This window comes from Lentibacillus salicampi (assembly GCF_004565465.1).
Classification (GTDB): Bacteria; Bacillota; Bacilli; order Bacillales; family Amphibacillaceae; genus Lentibacillus; species Lentibacillus salicampi.
Genome location: NZ_SRHY01000001.1, coordinates 131,662 through 144,953, shown reverse-complemented (window position 1 = coordinate 144,953; position 13,292 = coordinate 131,662). Strand labels below are relative to the sequence as shown.

Annotated in this window: 16 protein-coding genes; 8 read left to right on the top strand and 8 right to left on the bottom strand. The window is 44.3% G+C overall.

The genetic code is table 11. The features are described from left to right. The first annotated feature begins 88 nt into the window (after window positions 1–88). Window positions 89–259: a hypothetical protein gene (locus E4U82_RS19730; protein ID WP_167751284.1), complete on the top strand. Its 171-nt coding sequence runs from the start codon at window positions 89–91 to the stop codon at window positions 257–259. Here the strand turns inward: E4U82_RS19730 and E4U82_RS00730 are convergent. Next, window positions 245–688 (bottom strand): hypothetical protein, encoded by a 444-nt coding sequence (locus tag E4U82_RS00730; protein WP_135108121.1) that lies wholly within the window; start codon window positions 686–688, stop codon window positions 245–247. The two genes, E4U82_RS19730 and E4U82_RS00730, sit on opposite strands and share 15 nt — an antisense overlap. 422 nt (window positions 689–1,110) lie before the next feature. On the opposite strand from E4U82_RS00730, the gene E4U82_RS00725 reads away from it, so the two are divergent. From E4U82_RS00725 to E4U82_RS00695, 7 genes are all read left to right on the top strand, one after another. Further along, window positions 1,111–1,317 carry a DUF1657 domain-containing protein gene (locus E4U82_RS00725; RefSeq protein ID WP_135108120.1) on the top strand — a complete coding sequence of 69 codons (207 nt, stop codon included), beginning with the start codon at window positions 1,111–1,113 and terminating at the stop codon, window positions 1,315–1,317. Between the two features lie 49 nt (window positions 1,318–1,366). Then, window positions 1,367–1,822, top strand: coding sequence for a YhcN/YlaJ family sporulation lipoprotein (locus E4U82_RS00720; protein WP_135108119.1), 456 nt, complete (start codon window positions 1,367–1,369; stop codon window positions 1,820–1,822). A gap of 16 nt (window positions 1,823–1,838) precedes the next feature. Then, window positions 1,839–2,318, top strand: a complete 480-nt coding sequence (gene spoVAC / locus E4U82_RS00715; protein WP_135108118.1) for a stage V sporulation protein AC — start codon at window positions 1,839–1,841, stop codon at window positions 2,316–2,318. Next, window positions 2,318–3,334 (top strand): stage V sporulation protein AD, encoded by a 1,017-nt coding sequence (gene spoVAD / locus E4U82_RS00710; RefSeq protein ID WP_135108117.1) that lies wholly within the window; start codon window positions 2,318–2,320, stop codon window positions 3,332–3,334. Before spoVAC ends, spoVAD begins: the two co-directional genes overlap by 1 nt. Then, window positions 3,331–3,681: a stage V sporulation protein AE gene (spoVAE, locus tag E4U82_RS00705; RefSeq protein WP_135108116.1), complete on the top strand. Its 351-nt coding sequence runs from the start codon at window positions 3,331–3,333 to the stop codon at window positions 3,679–3,681. Before spoVAD ends, spoVAE begins: the two co-directional genes overlap by 4 nt. A 7-nt stretch (window positions 3,682–3,688) precedes the next feature. Beyond that, the gene (locus E4U82_RS00700; protein ID WP_135108115.1) at window positions 3,689–3,892 is read left to right on the top strand and encodes a DUF1657 domain-containing protein; all 204 of its coding nucleotides are present in this window, start codon (window positions 3,689–3,691) and stop codon (window positions 3,890–3,892) included. Window positions 3,893–4,129: 237 nt separating this feature from the next. After that, window positions 4,130–4,987, top strand: coding sequence for a DUF421 domain-containing protein (locus tag E4U82_RS00695; protein WP_135108114.1), 858 nt, complete (start codon window positions 4,130–4,132; stop codon window positions 4,985–4,987). 9 nt (window positions 4,988–4,996) lie between these two features. Here the strand turns inward: E4U82_RS00695 and E4U82_RS00690 are convergent, their stop codons facing one another. The 7 genes from E4U82_RS00690 to fdhF all read right to left on the bottom strand — a co-directional run bounded on the left by E4U82_RS00690 (window position 4,997) and on the right by fdhF (window position 13,175). Next, window positions 4,997–5,461 carry a hypothetical protein gene (locus E4U82_RS00690; RefSeq protein ID WP_135108113.1) on the bottom strand — a complete coding sequence of 155 codons (465 nt, stop codon included), beginning with the start codon at window positions 5,459–5,461 and terminating at the stop codon, window positions 4,997–4,999. A gap of 19 nt (window positions 5,462–5,480) precedes the next feature. Further along, window positions 5,481–6,464 carry a zinc-binding dehydrogenase gene (locus E4U82_RS00685; protein ID WP_135108112.1) on the bottom strand — a complete coding sequence of 328 codons (984 nt, stop codon included), beginning with the start codon at window positions 6,462–6,464 and terminating at the stop codon, window positions 5,481–5,483. Window positions 6,465–6,468: 4 nt separating this feature from the next. After that, on the bottom strand, window positions 6,469–7,401 hold the full coding sequence (locus E4U82_RS00680; protein ID WP_135108111.1) for an ArsA family ATPase: 933 nt from the start codon (window positions 7,399–7,401) through the stop codon (window positions 6,469–6,471). A gap of 55 nt (window positions 7,402–7,456) precedes the next feature. After that, the gene (locus E4U82_RS00675; RefSeq protein WP_135108110.1) at window positions 7,457–7,714 is read right to left on the bottom strand and encodes a cory-CC-star protein; all 258 of its coding nucleotides are present in this window, start codon (window positions 7,712–7,714) and stop codon (window positions 7,457–7,459) included. Window positions 7,715–7,841: 127 nt separating this feature from the next. Further along, window positions 7,842–9,587 carry a carbon starvation CstA family protein gene (locus tag E4U82_RS00670; protein WP_135108109.1) on the bottom strand — a complete coding sequence of 582 codons (1,746 nt, stop codon included), beginning with the start codon at window positions 9,585–9,587 and terminating at the stop codon, window positions 7,842–7,844. Between the two features lie 176 nt (window positions 9,588–9,763). Next, the gene (locus E4U82_RS00665; RefSeq protein WP_135108108.1) at window positions 9,764–10,231 is read right to left on the bottom strand and encodes a helical membrane plugin domain-containing protein; all 468 of its coding nucleotides are present in this window, start codon (window positions 10,229–10,231) and stop codon (window positions 9,764–9,766) included. Then, entirely contained in the window at window positions 10,224–13,175 is a 2,952-nt protein-coding gene (gene fdhF, locus E4U82_RS00660; RefSeq protein ID WP_135108107.1) for a formate dehydrogenase subunit alpha, read from the bottom strand. Before fdhF ends, E4U82_RS00665 begins: the two co-directional genes overlap by 8 nt. Between the last annotated feature and the right edge of the window lie 117 nt (window positions 13,176–13,292).

Sequence of the window (13,292 nt, the reverse complement as noted above, 5' to 3'; positions counted from 1 at the left end):
AATCGGCTGTTTTTTCTTCTTAAAGGCTTCATCCGTCATTTATTTTTAGTATAATGTACTTAAACACGACGCAATTGGAGGAACTGACATGTGGAAGACCATTTCTGTTTTTATGATGCTGACGATCCTGGCTGCATGTACGGAAGAGCCGGTGATTGTCAAATCACAAAAGAGGTTGAGATCACACTTAACGCGAATGGAAAATAAGCAGCTAAAAAGCAGCCTGCCATACAGGAAATCTTTTTTACTGAAAGATTAATTCCGCCTGATGGGTAATGGTCATTTGTTCGCCATCAGCCGCAAATCTCGCCTCGCAAAATAACGTGTAAGTCCCATCCTCTGGTATTTTAAATGTTTTCGATTTCTGTGGGTGGTAACTATTTCCAGTATTCAACATATTGGTAACTTCTGAGCCGGTATAATCGTGATTGGGATGATTGACTGATACAGAAACGAGTGGAGTCTGGTGTTTGATCTCAATCGATTCGTCCCCGACGTATTGAATGGCTTTAAATACTTGAAAACCGCCCTCAACGCCCTCTGCTCGAATATGTAAAATAAAGTCACCTTCTTGTACCGCCATTGTTTTATTGTCTGCCAATTCGGTGAATGCTTGTCCATTAAGCCAATAAAGCGATACGAATATGATCAAAATTACCCCAATTATCATACCGATCCATTTTCGCATACCCATCTCTCCCCTCTTATATAGAGGTTGTTCAAAAAGTCCGGTAAAAATGATGCTTCGATACGGGATCTTCTGCTCAAAACCGTCCACATCAATCGCCAACTCGGTAAGTCGCGCTGCCTCGAACTTTGAGACGATTAACGCGCTAATATTGGCGTTGGCGGTTGTCACCCGAGGACTCAACCGATGACGGTCTCTATTTATCCGCTTTTTTGAACACGTACTTATATGACGAATTTCCCCGCCCGAAAGTTCCACAATCACTGTAAAAAGGTAAAAAATAGAAAGCATAAATAACGGCTTACATTAAAATTATAAATAGTGAAGTGCATAGAAAAAATCCAAGTCCAGAGACAAGTGTTTTTTCTATTTACTTTTGACAACAAAAAATGCTTTCCCTGATTGAAGGAGGATTCACCACAATGACTGTTTCATCCCAGGTTAAACAGACAATTGCCGGTCTGAAGAGTGCACAGGCGAGTTTTGAACAATTCGCCCTCCAGACTGAAAACAAACAAGCAAAGCAGGTTTATCAGGATGCAGCCCAACAAACGCAAACCATTTTGCAGACTGTCCAACCGCGTGTGCAGCAAATTGAACAGGAAGAACCACAATACAAAGGATTTTAAGTAACGAGGTTGGCCTAATCAGCCAGCCTCGCCAATCTGGAGGTATTCTATGAGGGCACTAAACATTCTGTTGATGCTGGGAATTGCGATTTCCCTGATAAGCTGCACATCCAATAATGATACATCGCAAAATAGGCATGATGCCAATTTTGACATGATCTCGACCAGTAATGCTATGGACCAATCAACAGCCAACCAGGCAAAAAAACGCATCAACCGGCGAGCGTCAGTCACAGAAGTCCATGCCGTCAATACAGACAAAAAATTAATCATTGCATTTGAAATCGAACATAAGAAACGGTTTCAGTTAGCGGATATCGAAAAAAAAGTGCAAAAAAATATGCAAAAAGCATTTTCGGATCATAAGGCTGAGGTCTCAACTGATAAAAAACTGGTTCTTGAAATCGATGAGCTTGAGGAAAAAATCAACCAAAACGAAATTTCAAACAAAAAATTAAAAAAAGAGGTTGACCGCCTGATTAAACTCATGAAGGAAAAAACTTGAAGAAAGCGTGAGATGTATGGCAGATAAGAAAAAGAAAAATTCACCACCAACTGCTCAACGATATCAAACATTCGCCAAACAGCGGGAAGTCAAACGCCCCTTACTAAAGAACTGTATCAAAGCTTTTCTGATTGGTGGCTTTATTTGTTTTATCGGCCAAATCATTTCCACCATATATGTTTATTTCTTTAATTTCACCGAACAAACGGCAGGGAGCCCGACTGTTGCCACGCTCATCTTTATTACCATGTTCCTGACCGGTTTTGGCGTCTATGATCGGATTGGTCAATTTGCAGGTGCCGGATCTGCTGTGCCTGTTACCGGTTTTGGAAATTCCGTCATTTCAGCGGCAATCGAACACCGTTCAGAGGGTTTTATATTAGGTGTCGGCGGCAATATCTTCAAACTGGCAGGCCCTGTCATCGTGTATGGTGTTTTTTCGGCATTTATTATTGCCTTAATTAAAACAATCCTAACTCAATGGGGTGGCTTATAATGTTAACGGGACACCGGACGTGGATTTATAATAATCAGCCTGTCATCATTTCAACCGGAACTGTCGGCGGCCCGTTTGAAGCCAATGGCAATATACCGGATGCTTTTGATATCCTCCATGATGATATGTGGCTGAAACAATCATCGTTTGAAAAAGCACAACGGACCATGATGGAGGAAGCAGCTCAAATTGCCATTAAAAATAGTCTGATTCAAAAAGAACAGGTCAAATTTTTCATAAGCGGGGATCTAATTAATCAGATAACCCCAAGCAATTTTGCAGCCAAAACACTTGATATACCCTATTTCGGGTTATTCAGCGCATGTGCGACATCAATGGAAAGTCTCGCACTCAGTGCATTCATTATCAACGGCGATGGTGCAGACTATATCTTAAGCGGTACCGCCAGTCATAATGCCGCAACGGAAAAGCAGTTCCGCTACCCAACAGAATATGGCGGCCAAAAGCCTCCAACTGCCCAATGGACAGTAACAGGAGCCGGATGTGCATTAGTTGCCAAAAATGGAGAAGGTCCAAGAGTTACCTCAGCGACCATTGGCAAAGTGGTCGATATGGGCATAACGGACGCGTTTAACATGGGAGCAGCAATGGCACCTGCCGCTGTTGATACGATTGAAACCCATTTAAGAGAACGCAATGTTGACCCAACGTATTATGATTTGATCATTACAGGTGACCTTGGTCATATCGGCCGGGAAGTTTCAATGGATCTTTTACAGAAAAAAAATATCGATATACCTGAAGAAATGTACCGGGACTGTGGTCTCACCATTTACCGCGAAGGTCAGCCGGTCCTTTCAGGTGCAAGTGGTACAGCAAGTTCAGCGGTCGGCACTTACGGTCATTTTTTAAAGTTAATCAAGGAACAGCAAGTAAATCGAATTCTGGTTGTTGCAACAGGGTCACTTCATTCGCCATTAAGTGTACAGCAGAATGATTCCATCCCCTGTATCGCCCACGCAGTCTCGATTGAGTCAGGAAGTGATAACCAATGATTTTTTTCTGGGCATTTGTTGTCGGTGGCACTATTTGTGTCATCGGACAGATTTTGTTTGATGTTTTTAAATTGAATCCAGGCGTCACTCTCACCATTTTTGTGATTGCCGGAGCCATTTTAGACGGTTTAGGATTATACGACCCTTTAATTGACTTTGCCGGCGCAGGGGCAAGCGTCCCGATAACAAACTTTGGTAATCAGCTAGTGCACGGTGCCATGCAGGAAGCTGAGCAACACGGAATTATTGGTGTTGTAACCGGGATATTTGAAGTGACCAGTGCAGGTATTTCAGCTGCTATTATCTTTGGTGTCATTGGTGCGATTATTTTTAAACCGAAAGGATAGGATAATGATGACGGTCAGTTCACAGGTGAAAGGATGTTTTTCATCCATTAAAAGTGCTGAAGCAACACTTGAAACACTGGCAGTGAAAACGAACGATCAAGAGACAGAACAGATCTTTAAAGAAGTACAACATACATTAAAAACGGTCAAAAACGATTTAGAAAACCAGGTAATATACCTTACGAAAGAAGAACCGCAATATAAAAGCTGATTGTAACGCTTTTTCAGTGTTTCGTACCGTCAGCGTAAACAACCGGTTGGCGAGAAAAGAAACCTGGGCTACGGGACATCGCGAATATGTTCCGGAGGCTCGAGCATGGTGCGGGTGCAAAAATGGGAGCGCCTTATTCCACCCCGGTTCGAGTACCGACACATAGGATGAAGCCAAAACCAGGCTTTGTTTGACTCATATAAGATATCAGCACACTCATAATAAAGGAATGATTTCATGCCAGGATGGGCAGAAATTTTAGTTCGTTCATTTGTTTTTTTAATCGTTTTATTTCTGATCACCAAAGGACTCGGCAAGAAACAGATGTCACAACTGAATATATTTCAATATATTACAGGAATTGTCATTGGCAGTATCGTTGCGATTCATGTAACAGATGTCGCGACAAATCCCGTTTATGGAATTCTTGCACTGGCGGTATGGTTTCTGATTCCAGTAACAGTGGAATTCCTGGCACTGAAAAGCAAAGGTTTCCGTAATATTTTTCAAGGTAAAGGAACCGTCCTCATTCAAAACGGTAAGATTATGGAAGACAACATGAAGAAAGAGCGATTCACCACTGACAATTTGCTTGAAGAATTACGAAATAATCAAGTCTTCAATGCAGCCGATGTCGAGTTTGCGGTTCTTGAGCCGACAGGAAAAGTCAACCTGCTCCCTAAAAAAGAGAACCAGCCGATTACGCCAAAAATACTCGGTACAAACGTTTCACCGGAAAAAGAATCACAAACGGTGATTATGGACGGAAATGCCTTATTGGAACCTTTGGCGAACGCCTCACTGAATACGAACTGGCTGGAAACTGAATTAACTAAAATGAATGTCAGTATTGAAAATGTTTTCCTCGGTCAAGTTGACAGTGATGGGCAATTAACGGTTGATTTGTATGATGATAAACTTGCTGTTCCCGAACCAACTGAAAAACCGCTACTTCTTGCTTCGATGAAAAAGTGCCAGGCTGATCTCGAGTTATTCGCTTTGGCAACAGAAAGTCAGGAGTCTAAAGACCTGTATCAGAAAAACAGTGAGCGCATGCAGCAGGCCATTGATAAAATAACGCCGTATTTACAATAAGATGCGGCGTTATTTATATGGCCGGGCACACTGATTCCTTCCCGTCATCTCCCGTTCTTCTGCCGATACTTTCGCCCTTCTGCCGATATCTTCGCTCTTCTGCCGATACTTCCGCCCTTCTGCCGATACTTTCGCCCTTCTGCCGATATCTTCGCTCTTCTGCCGATACTTCCGCCCTTCTGCCGATATCTTCGCTCTTCTGCCGATATCTTCGCTCTTCTGCCGATATTTCCGCTCTTCTGCCGATATCTTCGCTCTTCTGCCGATATCTTCGCTCTTCTGCCGATATTTCCGCTCTTCTGCCGATACTTCCGCCCTTCTGCCGATACTTTCGCCCTTCTTCCGATATCTCCTCCCTTCTGCCGATATTTTCTCCTTTCTGCCGATATTTTCTCCTTTCTGCCGATACTTTCTCTCTTCAGCCGATATTGCCATCTTTTCTGATAAAATATAAAAACAGGCTCCTTCCGACACAGAGAGCCTGTTTATCCTCTTATTCACGAATTCTTAGAGCGATTTTTCCGAACTGTTTACCGTCTTTCAAATAATTCATCGCGTCATGGGCTTCATCCAATGAAAACGTCTGATCAACAATCGGATGAATCTGATATTTGTCAATGAACGCGAGCATGGCGCGGAGCTCTTCCTGACTTCCCATTGTCGAGCCAATCAGCTTATATTGTCCATAGAAAAATTTGCGCAGATTCAATTCGACTGTATCTTCCGTCGTTGCACCAAATGATACGAGGCGGCCGCCTTTTTTCAGCACTTCCAGCGACCGGTTCAACGTTGCTCGACCGACACTGTCAATCACGATATCAATCGTTTCCTCCCTAAGCTCATCCGGCCAACTGCTGTTTGTATCCAATGCTCTGTCAGCGCCAAGTTCAATCGCTTGCTTTCGCTTTGCTTCACTTCGGGAGGTCACAATAACACGCGCCCCGGCTTGTTTAGCAAATTGAATCAAATAGGTTGCTACACCGCTTCCGGCGCCAGGCATGAAAAGTGTTTCACCATCTTGAATATCCCCTTTTGTAAACAATGCCCGATACCCGGTTAAACCTGACAGAACAAGCACACCCGCCTCCTCCCAGGACAAATGCTCCGGCTTTTTCTCAACCTGTTCTGCCGGTAACACAATCAGTTCTGTGAATGTCCCATGATCAGGCATGCCCAGAATATCAAACTGTTCCGGTGGTGCCTCACTGTTTTCATACCAGCCGAGTGCCGGATTGATGATCACCTCATCCCCAACTGAAAACTCGGATACACCTTCCCCGATAGACTGAATCACGCCGGCCCCGTCTGAACCAAGAATTAATGCATCAGCATCTTCCCCTCTACGCCCTGGGACTGCCACGTCCCGGCGATTCAACCCAGCCGTCCGGATGGAAACGGCAACTTGTCCATGATCGGCAAACGGGTCTGTCATCTCCTTCAGTTTCATTTTTCCATGTTCATGTACAAATGCTTTCATTTTCCTACCCCTCCAAGTAATATTTACTGAATGCTTCCAGATGCTCTTTATCCGTTATATCGTGGGGGAATAAAGGAACATAAATTTTTTCCTGATTAGCAAAGGTTTCCTTGATCATATCAAGATATTGCTGTTCGTGATCCTTCCGCTTCAGTAAAAATTCTCCTTCTGCATCTTCAGGCAGCAGTTTATTTACGATTAATGTTTTCACATGCAGGTGGTATTGATCAAGCAATTTGATCGCTTTTTCCGTTTCCACAATCGGCAGACGTTCCGGGTTGATAACAAAGACAAAACCGGTTACCTGTCCATCCAGCATGATTTCCCTCGCTTTGGAAAACCGTTCCTTACGCGTTTTCAACACATCATAAATTGGATCATCAATAGGATCGCCATCATTCAGCAGCTGGGTGTAATTTTCATTTGTCGTTTGCCGCTTTTTCAGCATGCCCTCAATCCACACCCCCATCAATTCAGGCAGAGACAGCAGCCGAATGGTATGACCTGTCGGGGCTGTGTCAAATATAATCTTATCGTAGCGATTGCTTTCTTCCAATATAATGGAAATCAGTTTATCGAATAAAGCTGCTTCATCTGCACCGGGTGACGCTTTAGCGGTATCCAGCTGACGGTGAACTTCCTCCATCCTGCTCGAATGCACAACATTTTTTATATTGTCTTTGACCCCTTTAATATATTCTTCCGTTTCTACGGCCGGATCAATTTCCAGCGCGTCAAGTTTTTTTGAAATAGTCGTTATCCTGCCGCCGATCGGCTCACCGAAAATATCAGCCAAATTGTGGGCCGGATCAGTGGAAATTAAGAGTGTGTTGCTGCCAGCATTCGCCGCCTTCCAGGCAATGGCCGCGGCAGAAGTCGATTTTCCAACACCCCCTTTTCCCCCAACGAAAATGATTTTTTTATCCAAAACTTGCATCTCATCAGACTTCCTTTCTGTTCGCTGCGGTTTTGGTTCACTCAGGTGGTATCTGCTAACAACACCGGATTCCGGTCAGCGGTGATTTATCCATACCCATCCGCAAATGCCAGTCATGAAAATCCTCAATCATATAGGGATACAATTCAAGCGTATAATAATAAACCGGGTTCGGGATACCGATCATTTCCGAATATAACAGCAATAAAAATAAATCGTCCTGATCCCGCAGTTCCCTTGCGATTTCCTGACGATGCGGCATACTTAAGACTTCTTCATAAAACGCCGCAAGTTTCTTCAGCTGCTCAATCATGATCTCACCTCTTTATAAAATTCCTAAAAGGGATCATCATATTGCATGATCCCTTTTTAGTAAGCCAGTACTATCAAATATGTAAGGAGTTGATAGTAAAATGGCCCCCGGCATCAACCGGGGATGTCTATTTGGTGTTTTGGTCTAAATCATCCGGCGTATCCATTTGACCTGTTAATGTACTGAAGGCTGTCAGAACGATCCAGACCGCAAAAACAAATATAATGGCGCCGAGGACAAACAGCAGCATTTGCGGATCACTGCCAAACCATGACCATTCAAACAGAACTTGTTTAAACATGGCCCACAGCGTCATAAACATGACAAAAATCATCGGTATCAGTGTCACCAGATAATTGCTTCCCCGCCGTTTCAGCCAAATCGAAACGAGCAGAAGGCTAATCCCTGCAAGAAGCTGGTTCGACGTTCCAAATAACGGCCAGAGCAAATAACCGCCTGAACCAAAGCCTTTGGATCCTTCAGGCATCAAGACCAAAAACGCGCTTGCAACAACGACGACAGATGTGGCCACGTGCGTGTTGGAAAGTGCCGGCACCTTATATTCAACACCCAGCTCCGAAACGATGTAGCGCATCAGTCGTACAGATGTATCAAGACTTGTAGCTGCAAAGCTTACAACGATGATCGATACGATTGTTGTTGCAATATCAGGCGGAATTGCCAGACCCGAAGCCAGAACACTTGCACCTTCAACAAACACATTCAGTCCCGCCTCGTTTGCTGCTGTAAAACTGCTGTACGTTCCCAAAAATTCTTCAGTGCTGCCAAAGAATGTCACGACCGCCAGGATGGAGACTAGTGCAAGTATCCCTTCACCGACAGCCCCGAAGTATCCGACAAAACGTGCATCAGCCTCATTACTGATCTGCTTGGATGATGTTCCACTCGACACCAGGCCATGAAATCCGGAGATGGCCCCACATGCAATCGTAATGAACAAAAGCGGGAACCACGATGTATCAGCTCCCGAGTGTGTAGCGGGGGCGGTAATTTCCGGGTTGGTAAAAAGTAAACCCAAATATAGAACGGCAAGCCCGACGACAAGCTGGTGTGAATTTATGAAATCCCTAGGCTGGAGAAGCTTCCAGACCGGGAGCGTCGACGCGATATAAACATAAATCATTAAAACCAGAATCCAAATGAAAAAAGCACTATTAACGGCTCCGAGTCCAAATATGCCTGAACTACCCTCGCCGCCAAAATATTGCACCAGGTCTATCTGCAAAAATTCGACACGGCTGGCAACAATTGCTGCCAGATACATGACAGCAAGCGCGATGACAGATGGCAGAAGCATTTTTGTCTTACGCTTATACACTGCATGACCTATCCATATGGCAAGCGGAATCTGGATGAACACCGGCAGGACACTTGCCGGGAAGGAAACAAATAAATTTGCAATAACCCAGGAAAAGACGGCATTCACCATTAATAGGAGAATAAGAATGATAAATAAAAACAAGATTTTTGCCCGCTGTCCAATCAGCTTGTTGGCCAGGGTTCCGATCGATTGCCCCTTATTGCGAATTGATATAGCCAATGTGCCAAAATCGTGGACGCCAGCAGCGAACACAGTTCCCAGTAACACCCACAATAGTGCGGGGAGCCATCCCCAGTAAACTGCTACCGCAGGACCCATTATGGGCGCTGCGCCGGCAACAGATGTAAAATGGTGTCCCCATAAGACAAACTTGTTTGTCGGAACAAAGTCGACGCCATCCTTATACTTGTGTGCCGGTGTCACATAGTCGGGATCAAGCCGAAATATCTTTTCCGCTACAAATTTAGAATAATAGCGATAACCGAATGCAAAAACAGCAAGACCAATAATTGCAATGAAGATACTGTTCAATTTCCCTGCCTCCCTTTTAGTTTTTTCAAAAAATTCAGCCAAAACTCCCGTCTAAATTTTATGCTTAATTGCGTATATTTAGTATAACTCTATTTTATTTTAAAAGTAAATATTATGAACTATTTTTGTTTTAAAAATTGCCCCAACAAAGGTACATTGTCGAGGCAATAATCTGGCTATTCTTTTCCCATTCCACGCAAAAATTGCAGCAGCATGGTAATACTCCGGTTAATTTCAGGATCCTTCAATGCCTTGATCAAACCCATATACGACGTTTTTTCAGAAGCTTCGGAGGCAGCTGCTTCCTTTACGCCGTGATTCAGCCGGTCAGTAAACGTCTGCAGCTCAGCCATATCCATATCTCCCAGCAACAATATAAGGTTCGTCAGGTTTTCGAGAACCCCCGCATATTGCGGTTTGTTTAACTCTCGCATGACATTTTCCAGAGCGTCCTCACGATGCTTAACAAAGGCATTCACCGTATCCAGTGTCCCGCTTTGGTTCAAGGTGTTAAGCAACTCAATCCCCTTTAAAATGGCTTCCTTATTGTCACCGACGGACTTTACAACATCATCCAGGTTCCTTTCCTGAATGGTTTGTTCAGAAATTTCCAAGCGTTTAATTCCGGTTATTTTTTCAGCCATTTTGTTTCACCTGACTTCCCGGGAAAATATAGTCCCCGCGATTCCATTTGCGCTCTGGATTGACTCCAATTTGCGGCTGCGGATTTCCTCGCCGGTAATTATTCGGAGGCAGCGGGCTTTTACCCTTTTTCTTGATGACTTCCATTTTGACTGCTATTTCTTTAAAAGCTGGTGTATCTGTATCTTTATCAACCCGATTGTCGGTTAAATAGTTGACGGCAGTTTTGCCGTTATCATTTAATGGCAAATACAATTCCCTGCCGCTGACTCTGTCGGTAATGTGGACCTGCCCGGTCACTTCACCTGATTCAGACATCAATTTCACTTCAGCACCCTCGTTGATACCACGTTCCTTTGCCAGTTCCGGTGATACTTCAATAAATCCACTCGGCATTTTAGTAGAGATGGCCTTTGATTTATAGGTCATATTGCCCTCATGAAAATGTTCAAGCACCCTGCCGTTATTAACGTGTAAATCATATTCGTTATTTGTATCATACATCAGTTCATAATCCAATGGATACAGCTTTGCTTTATGATCCGTAAACGGGAACCCATCAATGAACAGAAGGGGTGAATCCGTGCCATCTGCTGCAACCGGCCATTGCAGACTGTTATAATTGGTCAATCTGTCATAACTGACACCAGCAAATAACGGTGCAAGGGAAGCTGATTCATCCATAATGTCCGCCGGGCTGTCGTATCGCCAGTCATAACCCATTTTCGCCGCAAGATCCATGATAATTTTCCAGTCCGGCCGTGCGTCGCCCACAGGATTCAGCGCTTGATACAAACGCTGAATACGACGTTCTGTATTCGTGAATGTCCCTTCCTTTTCCAAACTTGGAACAGCAGGCAGAATGACATCAGCGTATTTCGCTGTCTCGGTTAGAAATAAATCCTGCACAACGAAAAAATCCAGCTTTTCAAAAGCGGCTGTCACATAATTAATATTTGCGTCAACAATCCCAGTGTCTTCACCAAGGACATACAGGGAACGCAGGTCACCTTCATGAATCGCCCCGATCATTTCGTGATTGTCTTTGCCGGGCTCAGCAGGAATCTCTACGTCCCATGCGTCTTCATAACGCTTCCGGACATCATCGTCAGCAACTTCTTCATAGCCTGGGAAGAAATTCGGCATACTCCCAAAGTCACTGCAGCCTTGAACGTTATTATGACCGCGCAGTGGATAAGCACCGGTGCCATTCCGCATATAATTACCAGTAACGAGCAATAAGTTGGAGATGGCTGTACTTGTATCACTGCCAAGCTGATGCTGAGTGACACCCATTGCCCAGCAAATCGCAAGCTTATTAACACTTGTGATTTGTTCAGCAATGCTGACCAATTCTTCTTTGGAGATCCCTGTCAGCTTTTCGGCATAGTCAAGGGTGAATTTTTCCAATGATTGTTTGTAATCGTCAAAATGATTGACCCATTGATTAATAAACTCACGATCTTCCCAGCCCTGATCAATGATGTATTTTGTGACGGCGGAAAGCCATACAAGATCTGTTCCGCTTTTTGGTTGGAAAAACTTATCAGCACGCTGCCCCATTTCATGTTTCCGTAAATCAAACACGTAAAGCTTTTGCCCGAATAATTTTTGTGAGCGTTTGATCCGTGAGGCCAACACCGGATGGGACTCAGCTGTATTGGAGCCGATCGTTATGACCATATCCGCTTCCGCAATATCATCAATGGAACCGGAGTCTCCGCCATGTCCGACTGTCCGGAAAAGTCCCTTCGTCGCTGGAGACTGACAATAACGTGAACAGTTATCAACATTATTGGTACCGATCACCTGCCGTGCCAGTTTCTGCATGACATACGATTCCTCGTTTGTGGCCTTTGATGAAGCAATAAACCCTAAAGCGTCAGCACCTTCATCAGCCTTGATTTCGGAAAATCGTCTAGCTGTGTAGTCAAGTGCCACATCCCAGTCAACCTCCACAAACGATTCCCCATCACGGATGAGTGGTTTTGTCAGCCGTTCGTCCGAGTTCACGTAATCCCAGCCGAATTTTCCTTTTATACAAGACGAAATGCCATTCGCCGGGGAATCCTGCTGTGGCTCCACTTTTAATATTTTACGGTCTTTTGTCCAGACATCAAAAGTGCATCCGACACCACAGTATGTACAGACCGTTTTTGTTTTTTCAATACGTTCCTCGCGCATGGACGCCTCCGTATCAGAAACAGCAAATAGCGGTCCATAGCCTGGCTCCGCCTGCTTCGTTACATCAATCATGGACCTTAGTAATCCTGGCTCGTGATCAGTCATATAGCCTGCCTCTCCGACCATTGATGTTTCCATCAGCGCATTGCACGGGCAAGCCGTGACACATTGCCCGCAGCTGACACACGATGATTGATCGATCGGCACATCATTATCCCAAACAACACGCGGCTGTTCACGCTCCCAATCAATCAGAAGCGTTTCGTTCACTTGAACATCCTGACAGACCTCCACACAACGTCCGCATAGAATGCACTGATCGGGATCATAGCGATAAAACGGACTTGAATTATCGATTTCATAAGGTTTTGACTCAAATGGCCTTGACTGGTGTTCAAGACCAAATTCCGCCACGGTGTTATGAATCTCGCAAGTGCCGTTATTGTAGTCACAAACGGTACAATACAATTCATGCTTCTCTAAAATTCTGTCAAGCGCTTCCTTCTGTGCTGCATTAACGATTTCCAACTCGGTATTCACGTCCATACCAGCCTTCACTGTCGTCCCACAGGCACGTGCAAACTCTCCGTCAACCATCACCATACACGTATCACATGTCTGCACAGGTCCGAGTGATTCGTTATAGCAGATCTGTGGCACAAATTTGCCTGTCGTGTTGATTAAGTCCAGCAAATTCTGACCAGGGGCAGCCAGATACTCTTCCCCATTAATGGTCACCACAACATGTTCCTGCTCCTGCATATTATTCCCTCCCCCGAAAATGATCGTAAACCTTTTCAAATGTGTATATCATTTCAGTTCAAAATATACTTTTTTTATAGCTTAACATACTATAAGAAAAGAAAAAGCAAACTATAC

Excerpts from the sequence above, each read along its gene's own strand:
- E4U82_RS00675 (WP_135108110.1), bottom strand. The coding sequence starts at position 7,714 with ATGATTGAGCAGCTGAAGAAACTTGCGGCGTTTTATGAAGAAGTCTTA.
- fdhF (WP_135108107.1), bottom strand. The coding sequence starts at position 13,175 with ATGCAGGAGCAGGAACATGTTGTGGTGACCATTAATGGGGAAGAGTAT.
- E4U82_RS00725 (WP_135108120.1), top strand. The coding sequence starts at position 1,111 with ATGACTGTTTCATCCCAGGTTAAACAGACAATTGCCGGTCTGAAGAGT.
- E4U82_RS00730 (WP_135108121.1), bottom strand. The coding sequence starts at position 688 with ATGCGAAAATGGATCGGTATGATAATTGGGGTAATTTTGATCATATTC.
- E4U82_RS00700 (WP_135108115.1), top strand. The coding sequence starts at position 3,689 with ATGACGGTCAGTTCACAGGTGAAAGGATGTTTTTCATCCATTAAAAGT.
- E4U82_RS00685 (WP_135108112.1), bottom strand. The coding sequence starts at position 6,464 with ATGAAAGCATTTGTACATGAACATGGAAAAATGAAACTGAAGGAGATG.
- E4U82_RS00680 (WP_135108111.1), bottom strand. The coding sequence starts at position 7,401 with ATGCAAGTTTTGGATAAAAAAATCATTTTCGTTGGGGGAAAAGGGGGT.
- spoVAD (WP_135108117.1), top strand. The coding sequence starts at position 2,318 with ATGTTAACGGGACACCGGACGTGGATTTATAATAATCAGCCTGTCATC.
- E4U82_RS00720 (WP_135108119.1), top strand. The coding sequence starts at position 1,367 with ATGAGGGCACTAAACATTCTGTTGATGCTGGGAATTGCGATTTCCCTG.
- E4U82_RS00695 (WP_135108114.1), top strand. The coding sequence starts at position 4,130 with ATGCCAGGATGGGCAGAAATTTTAGTTCGTTCATTTGTTTTTTTAATC.
- spoVAC (WP_135108118.1), top strand. The coding sequence starts at position 1,839 with ATGGCAGATAAGAAAAAGAAAAATTCACCACCAACTGCTCAACGATAT.
- E4U82_RS00665 (WP_135108108.1), bottom strand. The coding sequence starts at position 10,231 with ATGGCTGAAAAAATAACCGGAATTAAACGCTTGGAAATTTCTGAACAA.
- E4U82_RS19730 (WP_167751284.1), top strand. The coding sequence starts at position 89 with ATGTGGAAGACCATTTCTGTTTTTATGATGCTGACGATCCTGGCTGCA.
- spoVAE (WP_135108116.1), top strand. The coding sequence starts at position 3,331 with ATGATTTTTTTCTGGGCATTTGTTGTCGGTGGCACTATTTGTGTCATC.